11 protein-coding genes and 1 tRNA gene are annotated in these 7,901 nt (G+C 55.8%); 7 read left to right on the forward strand and 5 right to left on the reverse strand.

Features of this window, described 5'->3' with window-relative positions; genetic code table 11:
- Positions 1–36: 36 nt before the first annotated feature.
- Complete coding sequence (locus ACFDSS_RS12195) at positions 37–459, reverse strand: hypothetical protein (protein WP_375256013.1); 423 nt, start codon at positions 457–459, stop codon at positions 37–39.
- A 92-nt stretch (positions 460–551) separates the two neighbouring features.
- A tRNA-Tyr gene (locus ACFDSS_RS12200) sits at positions 552–635 on the reverse strand.
- A 124-nt stretch (positions 636–759) separates the two neighbouring features.
- Here ACFDSS_RS12200 and rlmB point away from each other — a divergent pair.
- From rlmB to ACFDSS_RS12225, 5 genes are all read left to right on the forward strand, one after another.
- Positions 760–1,536, forward strand: a complete 777-nt coding sequence (gene rlmB, locus ACFDSS_RS12205; protein ID WP_375256014.1) for a 23S rRNA (guanosine(2251)-2'-O)-methyltransferase RlmB — start codon at positions 760–762, stop codon at positions 1,534–1,536.
- A 21-nt stretch (positions 1,537–1,557) separates the two neighbouring features.
- Entirely contained in the window at positions 1,558–1,866 is a 309-nt protein-coding gene (locus ACFDSS_RS12210) for a hypothetical protein (protein WP_375256015.1), read from the forward strand.
- Positions 1,867–2,161: 295 nt separating this feature from the next.
- Positions 2,162–2,554 carry a nuclear transport factor 2 family protein gene (locus tag ACFDSS_RS12215; RefSeq protein WP_375256016.1) on the forward strand — a complete coding sequence of 131 codons (393 nt, stop codon included), beginning with the start codon at positions 2,162–2,164 and terminating at the stop codon, positions 2,552–2,554.
- Between the two features lie 139 nt (positions 2,555–2,693).
- The gene (locus tag ACFDSS_RS12220; protein ID WP_375256017.1) at positions 2,694–3,161 is read left to right on the forward strand and encodes a CoA-binding protein; all 468 of its coding nucleotides are present in this window, start codon (positions 2,694–2,696) and stop codon (positions 3,159–3,161) included.
- Positions 3,162–3,309: 148 nt separating this feature from the next.
- On the forward strand, positions 3,310–4,740 hold the full coding sequence (locus ACFDSS_RS12225; protein WP_375256018.1) for a serine/threonine-protein kinase: 1,431 nt from the start codon (positions 3,310–3,312) through the stop codon (positions 4,738–4,740).
- A gap of 4 nt (positions 4,741–4,744) precedes the next feature.
- On the opposite strand, the gene ACFDSS_RS12230 is transcribed toward ACFDSS_RS12225, so the two are convergent.
- The 3 genes from ACFDSS_RS12230 to hisA all read right to left on the reverse strand — a co-directional run bounded on the left by ACFDSS_RS12230 (position 4,745) and on the right by hisA (position 6,618).
- Positions 4,745–5,050, reverse strand: coding sequence for a phosphoribosyl-ATP diphosphatase (locus ACFDSS_RS12230; protein WP_375256019.1), 306 nt, complete (start codon positions 5,048–5,050; stop codon positions 4,745–4,747).
- On the reverse strand, positions 5,047–5,808 hold the full coding sequence (gene hisF, locus ACFDSS_RS12235) for an imidazole glycerol phosphate synthase subunit HisF (protein ID WP_375256020.1): 762 nt from the start codon (positions 5,806–5,808) through the stop codon (positions 5,047–5,049). The genes ACFDSS_RS12230 and hisF overlap by 4 nt, the downstream gene beginning before the upstream one ends.
- An 87-nt stretch (positions 5,809–5,895) precedes the next feature.
- Positions 5,896–6,618 (reverse strand): 1-(5-phosphoribosyl)-5-[(5-phosphoribosylamino)methylideneamino]imidazole-4-carboxamide isomerase, encoded by a 723-nt coding sequence (gene hisA / locus ACFDSS_RS12240; RefSeq protein WP_375256021.1) that lies wholly within the window; start codon positions 6,616–6,618, stop codon positions 5,896–5,898.
- Positions 6,619–6,763: 145 nt separating this feature from the next.
- Between hisA and ACFDSS_RS12245 the strand changes: the two genes are divergently transcribed.
- Together ACFDSS_RS12245 and ACFDSS_RS12250 are read left to right on the forward strand one after the other, a co-directional pair.
- Positions 6,764–7,150 (forward strand): DUF2147 domain-containing protein, encoded by a 387-nt coding sequence (locus tag ACFDSS_RS12245; protein ID WP_375256022.1) that lies wholly within the window; start codon positions 6,764–6,766, stop codon positions 7,148–7,150.
- A 177-nt stretch (positions 7,151–7,327) separates the two neighbouring features.
- A partial coding sequence (locus tag ACFDSS_RS12250; protein WP_375256023.1) for an amidohydrolase occupies positions 7,328–7,901 on the forward strand: 574 nt, incomplete at its 3' end.

Raw genomic sequence — 7,901 nt, forward strand, 5'->3', positions numbered from 1 at the left:
TCCTTTGTTGCAGTAAATGCTATCAAAGGAGCGGCATCAAACCGTGACAGGTCCAGGTATCGCGTCAGCATCTCTCATCATCTTGGCCGCAGCCTGCCATGGACGAGGAAGCCTTTCACGTGTGTAGAACTGTTTCTCCCCATCTAGGCGTTCACTCATTTCGTAGAATTTAGCGAAGAGCGGATCGGGTTCGGCAGAACGTTTCGCTTTATCTTTTAGGACCTTTGCCACGCCAGCAACACGGAGGCGATCAGGATCGCGAAGGTTGGCGATGAGTTCGTCATGTTCCTCCGCCCATGTGACCACCATCTGGACAGCTTTTGAGTAACTGACATCGCCACACGGAAATTGCCACCGACGGATGCCCAAATGAGCCTGAAGGTGCTGAGGAACGCGCCGCTGATAGAAGTATCGACCATGGTCAATTTTCAGGTAGGGGACTTTGTCATCATCACGCATTGTATCGAAAACTAATCTGTTTGTATCGAAAATGGCCCATTCGCTGCATGTGTATCACAGCGAAGCCATATAAAACAGAAGTTTGAGAGAAATGGTGGGCGACCCTGGAATCGAACCAGGCGTGAGTCGCCTCGAGGGAGTTACAGTCCCCTGCCACACCTTGCGGCCTGTCGCCCAACCACGCGCTGAGTACCTGCGCGCCTCTAGCCCGTCAACACCAAAATAGCCCGCAATTGCCACCACTTCACAGTCCGCTCAATGTCGGGTATCGCCTGAGCCATATGAGAAGGGTGCCAAGCTATGAAAAAGCCAAAGTGGGTCGTTGCCAAAGAACAAGCCAAGCGCGTGGCGGCGCAAGAAACCGTCTGGCTTTTTGGCCTGCACGCGGTGCGTGATGCGTTGGAAAATCCCGCGCGTCAGAAGCTGCGGCTGGTGGTGACCCGCAACGCGCTTGAGCGTTTGGGCGATGCCGTTTCGGCTGGCGGCATTGATCCTGAAATATCTGATCCGCGCAAGTTTGCGGCCCCGCTTGATCCGCAATCGGTTCACCAAGGTGCCGCCCTTGAGGTGAAGGCACTTGATTGGGGCAGTCTTGAGGATGTGGCTTTGGCTGAGGGCCCGACGCCGCCGCGTATCGTTTTGCTCGACCGCGTGACCGACCCCCATAATGTCGGAGCAATCCTGCGGTCAGCCGAAGTGTTTGGCGCGCGTGCGGTCGTCGCCGTCCAGCGCCATTCCGCCCCAGAAACGGGTGCATTGGCAAAAACCGCCAGCGGTGCGTTGGAGCGGCAGCCGTATCTACGGGTCCGCAATCTGGCGGATGCAATGGTGGCGCTGAAAGACATGGGATATTTGGTGCTGGGTCTCGATGGTGAGGCGCAGCAGACAATTGAAGCCGCGGTTGAGGGCAAGCGGGATCGTCCTGTCGCCCTTGTGATGGGTGCCGAAGGGCCTGGATTGCGTGAAAAGACCCGCGAAACCTGCGATGAGTTGGTCAAGATCGACGCAGCCGCCGGGTTTGGATCGCTCAATGTCTCAAATGCGGCCGCCGTCGCCCTATATGCAGCTAAGGGCTAGCACCGAAGGGGACTTGGCAGAATGGCGGCCACAAAAATTGCGACATGCTTTTATTGCGGCACCAAGGCGGCGCTGGTCCTGCGCGGCAGGAATAAGCATGAGCTGTCTTGCGCGAACTGCGGCGCGCCTTTGCGCGTGCTCAAGATGCTGCCCGCCGCGCGTTCGTATGCTGCACCTGCACCATCAAAAAAGCGCAAGAAGATCGACAAATATACTGATCGCCAAGTCTCACGCCCCATGAAGCGCCGCAAAACAAAGGGCTTTGGGCAGCGCATGTTTTCAGAGCTTTGGGAAGTGCTGGAAGACGTGGTGGATGAGGTATTTGACTGAACCGATCACGCGATTGCTCCGCTGAGATCACAATTGTCTGATCGGACCTGTTGAGCGGTTTCGGACTGCCTACATAACAAAGACAGAGGCGCAACCTTGGAACACTTGCGCTTCGTATGACTGTCCCCTCGTTCCTGAAACTGCGCCCGAGCCCCTCTCGGGCGCTTTTTTATTATACTAACAGAGTGTTAAGTTGTGTAGTCACTTACGAAAATTGCACCCGTTGCGCATCTCCAAAATTTCTTGCCAAGTATTGATCGGCGCAATAGCTTTCCGCTTATTTATGGAGGTCAATATGATATATTCTCAAACAGAACTTGACGCATTGGCAAAGCGCTATACTGACGCGTGGAATTCGAAGGTGCCGGGGCGAGTTGCGGATATGCATGTGGCCAGCAGCAGTATTATTATCAACAATGGCGCGCCCTCGCAGGGTCATTCAGGCATCACAGAGGTGGCAGTTGGCTTCCATACGGATGTGCCTGATTTGGAATTGCGTTGTGACGGTATTCGCGGTGCTGGTTCGCATTGTATCTATCTTTGGACGTTCACCGTCCACCACGCTGAATCAGGTAACCCTTTGAAGGTTGAAGGTTGGGAAGAGTGGGAACTCGACGATGATATGAAAATCACGTCGTCACTCGGGTGGTTTGACGCAGAGGAGTATGCGCGTCAAGTTGCAGGCTGAAAAAGGATTCTTTCTCACGATTTTGCCAGAAGCTCAAGTCCATAGTAGCATGAGGTATGCCGCGCGGAGCGAAGGAGCATTATAAAAAGCTGTTGATCTGCGCATTTCACTTTCTGCGCTGCGGCGTTAATATGCGCGCATGACTTACTCTGACGCATATTTGCGGAAAATACTGGGACGTACCAAAACGATTGCCGTGGTCGGCGTATCAGCGAATCCGGTGCGCCCGAGTTACTTTGTCGCCCGTTATCTGGGGCTCAAGGGCTTTCGGGTCGTTCCCGTGAACCCCGGCCTTGGCGGACAAACGCTTTTTGGTGAGCGGGTTTTCGCCGATCTCGCAGAGGTGCCCGTCCACGTGGATATGGTCGATATTTTCCGCAGATCTGAGGTCGTTCCGGCAATCGTTGATACGGCACTTGATCGCTGGCCCGCGTTGCAGACGATCTGGATGCAAATTGGCATTCAAAACGCGCAAGCCGCTGAAAAAGCAGAACTTCATGGCGTTGACGTGATCCAGAACCGTTGTCCGAAAATTGAATATCAGCGGCTCTTCGGGGAATTGCGAATGGGTGGTTTTGCGACCGGGATCATTTCCTCAAGGCTCTGACTTTGCCTGCCTTTTCGGCGCGTTACACAGGCTTTCAATTGAATTTTCAGGGTTTGGAAATTGACTCATCGCCTCTGCGCATAGTTTATCTATGGGGTGAAGTAGTCAGTACTCGTTTTGTCGCACGTCCACGAAATCGGATACTGTCATGGAAGCAACGCACATCATCAATCCCTCCCAGAGCGAAAGCGTCAATGAAGTTGTGTTGGAAAACGACAGTGACGCTGTAAAGAAAGATGTGCTGGTCTGTGCGCAAACCGATTGCGTCGAATTCGAAGACGTGCCGCACCAAGACGATTTCACGATGACGGCTGAAGAAAGCGACCATGCCCTCGAAGCGGGCGCGACATTGCTGGATGGCAAATTCATCATCGAGCGCCAGATCGGGGCAGGCGGATTTGGCATTACCTATCTCGCCAAGGATATGTATCTCGACCGCAATGTCGTGATTAAAGAATGTTTTCCCGACGCATTTTGTCTGCGCGAAGGGTCGCAAGTGCGGGTGAACTCCAAGCGCTACGCCCAGCAGCACCGGACAACAGTTGACATGTTCATGCGTGAGGCGCGCAGCATCGCTAAATTGCGCCACCCAAATGTTGTCGGTGTCCATCAGGTCTTTGAAGAGAACGACACTGCCTATATGGTGTTGGAGGTCATCCACGGGCGCGATCTTCTTGATATCATCGAAGACCCCGAGACGATGCTGACCCCTGAACAGGTACGCGATGTGCTTGTGAAAACCCTCGATGCGATGGAACTGATCCACAAGAATGATCTGCTGCATAGGGATGTATCGCCCGACAATATCCTGCTGGATAAATGGGGCACGCCCTCTTTGATCGACTTTGGCGCGGCCCGCGAAGAGGCCAGCAAGAAGACCAAGATTGCATCGAAGCTTCTGGTGGTGAAAGACGGCTATTCACCGCATGAATTCTACATTATCGGCGGACGGCAAGACGCGAGCAGTGACCTTTATGCTTTGGGTGCTACGATGTATCACCTTATTGCAGGTGAAGCCCCCCCCATTAGCCAGACCCGTGTCGGGCAGTTGAGTGAAGGCGAACCGGACCCCTACGTGCCTTTGGAAGGCCGCTTTGACATCTATGAACCAGCATTTCTGCGCGCCATCGACAAAGCGTTGAGTGTGCCATCACACGACCGTATCGCTTCGGCGCGTGACTGGCTCAAGCTGATCGAAACTGACAGCCAGAAGGTCACGATGGTCAAAATTCCTGAATCAAGGAACCTTGCCAAGACGCTCAGCAAACTGGTGTCGGAAACCAACAAGCACGTGATGTCGGAACCGCGCCTGCCCGAACCTGACAGGGCGCCGTCGGAGTTGATCGAGCCCGTCGACGTTTTCCACCCGGAATGGGTTGAAGAGTTCAACGCCGAGACACGCGAAACTGCCAGATCTGCGGATGAATTGGCATCCGCGGCTGATGAAAACGCAAACGGCCGCCATCGCCCGCTGTTGCTGGGTACCGTGCCCTATAACATGCGCTCTGTCGGCACATTCAGGATGCCGTTCAGATACAATCCGCGCGAAATTCTCAACTGGGTCGCGCGGGCGCGGTAGACTGCTAACGCGACGCCTTTTCGGCAATGCCAGAGGTGCCTTGGCGTCGTGACAGTTCCGCAAGGACATCTTGCAAGGATACGTCACGCGCGCTCATCATGACCAGCAGGTGATAGAGCACATCCGCCGCCTCTGCTGTCAAAGCGGCGCGATCGCCTTTGACGGCCTCGATGATCGCCTCAATGGCTTCTTCACCAAATTTCTCCGCACATTTTTCCGGCCCTTTGGACAGGAGTTTGGCTGTCCAGCTACTGTCAGGATCCGCATCCTTGCGGCTTTCAATCAGGTCAGCGAGTTCTTGCAAAGTCATGTCAGCCTCACAGGGATACCAGCGGCGGCCATATGAGCCTTGGCCTCGCCGATGGTGTAGGTGCCAAAGTGAAAGATCGAGGCAGCCAAGACCGCTGATGCACCGCCTTCAGTGACCCCTTCGACAAGGTGATCCAGCGTACCTACGCCACCCGACGCAATGACCGGGACGTTTACGGAATCTGAGATGGCCCGCGTCAGCGGAATATTGAAACCCGATTTCGTCCCGTCGCGGTCCATCGAGGTGAGCAGGATTTCTCCCGCCCCTTTTTCGACGACTGTGCGTGCAAACGCGACCGCATCAATTCCGGTTGCACGCCGCCCACCGTGGGTAAAGATTTCCCAGCGTCCCGGTGCAACTGTCTTGGCGTCAATCGCCACAACAATGCATTGTGAGCCGAAGCGCAGGGCGGCCTCTGTCACCACATCAGGGTTTGCGACCGCCGCTGAATTGAAGCTGACCTTGTCGGCGCCAGCCAGCAGCAGGTTGCGCACATCGTGATGTGTGCGCACACCACCTCCGATAGTGAGCGGCATAAAGCACTGTTCAGCTGTGCGTGTGGCCAGATCAAACATCGTGCCACGGTTTTCTTCGGTTGCCATGATGTCCAGAAAACAAAGCTCATCCGCGCCGGCGGCATTATAGGCAATGGCAGCATCAACGGGGTCGCCTGCGTCGATCAGATCAACGAAGTTGACGCCTTTGACAACCCGCCCTTCGGCGACGTCAAGGCAAGGGATGATGCGGGTTTTCAACATGAAGACTGTCTAGGCTGTCGTGGGCAATGCGGCAAGCGCGGGATTTTGAGTTTTTTTGCCAAGATGAAGGAGTGCGGGTCGCGTTTATCAGTCTTCCCGCAGTGCGGTGAGCGCTGCGTTCAGATCAATCGCCCCATCATAGAGTGCACGCCCCGAGATCGCCCCCGAGATCACGCCAGTGTCCTTGAGGGCCTTCAGATCCGCCATTGAGGAAACCCCGCCTGAGGCGATCACCGGAATATTAACGGCGCGCGCCAGATCAGCAGTGGCGTCGATGTTGGGACCTTTCATCGCCCCATCCCTCAGGATGTCGGTGTAGATGATTGCCGCGACCCCTGCGTCCTCGAATGATCTTGCCAGATCAGTGACCATCACGTCGGTTTCCTGCGCCCATCCGCGGGTGGCGACCTTGCCATTGCGTGCATCAAGTCCGACCACAACCTGATTGGGAAAGGCTCTTGCCGCCTCGCGCACCAAAGCGGGATTTTCGACAGCAACGGTGCCGAGAATCACCCGCGCGAGGCCTTTGTCCAACCAGCGCTCGATCGTGGCCATATCCCGAATGCCGCCGCCCAATTGCGCAGGCACCGGGCAGGCCTTCAGGATCGCCTCAACCGGGGCGGCATTGATAGGCTCACCCGCGAAAGCGCCGTTGAGGTCCACAAGGTGCAGCCATGCGCATCCTGCTGATACGAATTCCTTGGCTTGCGCGGCAGGGTCGTCATTGAAGACGGTGGTCTGGTCCATGTCCCCATGTACCAGCCGCACGGCATTTCCATCTTTGAGGTCGATTGCGGGGAAGAGGATCATATTTGCGCACCTTCGTCGTTTGAGAGGGTTTATGCATGTGACGCGCGCGAATGCAACGATGCGCCTACCGACCCAACGTCATTGTTGCGTGGCTGTGGGCAGAATGCGCATGATCCGGCCCAGAACTCTCGGGAGGAATTGAGTAATGAAGAAGTCCTTGATGATCGCGGCCATTGTTGCCGCTGTCGCAGCCTCCGCGTCCGCGCAAGAGGCGGTTGGCGTATGGCAGACGGAGGTTGATGATGGTGCCTATGCCCATATCACGATCGCCCCATGTGGGGAGGCCGTTTGCGGTGTCATCAGCCGCACTTTCAATACGGACGGCGAATACCAGTCAGAGAACATCGGCAAGACGTTGGTAATTGACATGGTCGCAAAAGGTGATGGTGCCTATGAGGGCTCTGTCTGGCGTCCCTCCAATGACAAGATCTACATTGGCAAGATGGATGTCACCGGAGACGCGCTGCGTTTGCGTGGCTGCGTTGCTGGTGGTCTGATCTGTTCCAGCCAGAATTGGCAACGTCTGGGCTGACTTGCGCTACGCAATGCCATGATCGCGGGCCCTGGCCGATCACGGCCACCGGTCCGGATCGTGTTTTTCGTCAGCCGTGGCAGGGTGGCGCGACAACCGCTATTGAGAACAAGGCCATGACACATCGCGGTGGTTTGGATAGGCTTCTGCCATTCTATTGCACGAAAGAACACGATAATGGTCAGTATCGCGGATTTTGACACGCAACTCTCTGAGCTGACGGCTTGGCGCCGGGACTTTCATGCGCATCCAGAACTGACATTCGATGTACATCGCACGGCAGGCCTGGTCGCGGATCGCCTCACTGCGATGGGTGTTGATGAAGTGGTTACCGGGATCGGTCAAACGGGCGTAGTTGGTGTCATTCGGGGCAAATCGACCAGCAGTGGGCGGGTCATTGGTTTGCGCGCCGATATGGATGCCCTGCCGATGCAAGAACAGACGGATTTGCCTTATGCGTCGAAGAATGCGGGGTGTATGCACGCCTGCGGGCACGATGGGCATATCACCATGTTGCTTGGCGCGGCCCGCCATCTTTGCCAGACCCGCGCTTTTGACGGCACGGTCGTCGTGATCTTCCAACCTGCCGAGGAAGCGGCCGGCGGCGGTCTTGCGATGCTCAGGGACGGGTTGATGGAGCGGTTTGGTATTCAGCGGGTCTTTGCGCTTCATACGTCGCCTCTCCTGCCCATTGGAGAATTTGCGACGGTCAGCGGCAGTATCATGGCGTCTGCGGATTTGTTTGATATCG

The organism is Yoonia sp. (assembly GCF_042093035.1).
Taxonomy (GTDB): Bacteria; Pseudomonadota; Alphaproteobacteria; order Rhodobacterales; family Rhodobacteraceae; genus Yoonia.

Excerpts from the sequence above, each read along its gene's own strand:
- ACFDSS_RS12195 (WP_375256013.1), bottom strand. The coding sequence starts at position 459 with ATGCGTGATGATGACAAAGTCCCCTACCTGAAAATTGACCATGGTCGA.
- rlmB (WP_375256014.1), top strand. The coding sequence starts at position 760 with ATGAAAAAGCCAAAGTGGGTCGTTGCCAAAGAACAAGCCAAGCGCGTG.
- ACFDSS_RS12210 (WP_375256015.1), top strand. The coding sequence starts at position 1,558 with ATGGCGGCCACAAAAATTGCGACATGCTTTTATTGCGGCACCAAGGCG.
- ACFDSS_RS12215 (WP_375256016.1), top strand. The coding sequence starts at position 2,162 with ATGATATATTCTCAAACAGAACTTGACGCATTGGCAAAGCGCTATACT.
- ACFDSS_RS12220 (WP_375256017.1), top strand. The coding sequence starts at position 2,694 with ATGACTTACTCTGACGCATATTTGCGGAAAATACTGGGACGTACCAAA.
- ACFDSS_RS12225 (WP_375256018.1), top strand. The coding sequence starts at position 3,310 with ATGGAAGCAACGCACATCATCAATCCCTCCCAGAGCGAAAGCGTCAAT.
- ACFDSS_RS12230 (WP_375256019.1), bottom strand. The coding sequence starts at position 5,050 with ATGACTTTGCAAGAACTCGCTGACCTGATTGAAAGCCGCAAGGATGCG.
- hisF (WP_375256020.1), bottom strand. The coding sequence starts at position 5,808 with ATGTTGAAAACCCGCATCATCCCTTGCCTTGACGTCGCCGAAGGGCGG.
- hisA (WP_375256021.1), bottom strand. The coding sequence starts at position 6,618 with ATGATCCTCTTCCCCGCAATCGACCTCAAAGATGGAAATGCCGTGCGG.
- ACFDSS_RS12245 (WP_375256022.1), top strand. The coding sequence starts at position 6,764 with ATGAAGAAGTCCTTGATGATCGCGGCCATTGTTGCCGCTGTCGCAGCC.